The following is a 520-nucleotide window of genomic DNA, read 5'->3' on the forward strand; positions in this document are numbered from 1 at the left end:
GCGCGACGCAAGATCCGCTCTATGCGCAGATCCGTTACGGTAAGGATGCTGCGCAGACCACGTGACAACCCAAACTCGACCATCCCGGCAAACAGCTCGTAGGTGCCAATAGCGATGCCCGCCTGTTTCGGCGCGGAAGGCGGCAGATCAAGCGCAAAACGGCTGCTTTCCCAAACCAGCGGATCTTCCGGCGCCGAACCGTCTGCAAGGAGAGCGCAGAAGCTGTCGCGCAGCATCGTCGGTCCGGTGGTTGGCAACAGGCGCACGCAACCGTCGATGCGCCCGGTCGGCGCACGCAGCAACAGGTAGTGGGGACGAAGCGCGTCGAACGGATCGACCTCATAGCCGCCGCTGAACGAAACGTCCCAATCAAGTCGATCCCTGAAGACGCGATACCGCAAGCGGTGCATCTGCTCGAGCTCGTCGCTGAACTCAGCGTAGCAATCCGGCGTGATCAACTGCATCATGATGGCCTTTCTCCCTCGCATGGATAACACCTGCGATTGAAGGCAAAGGCCGG

1 protein-coding gene is annotated in these 520 nt (G+C 61.0%); it reads right to left on the reverse strand.

What is annotated here, in order from left to right; genetic code table 11:
- The coding region (locus NKI29_RS33415; protein ID WP_352798704.1) for an acyl-homoserine-lactone synthase at positions 1-467 on the reverse strand (467 nt) is incomplete at its 3' end.
- Between the last annotated feature and the right edge of the window lie 53 nt (positions 468-520).

The organism is Mesorhizobium sp. M0678, from assembly GCF_040320505.1.
Lineage (GTDB): Bacteria > Pseudomonadota > Alphaproteobacteria > Rhizobiales > Rhizobiaceae > Mesorhizobium.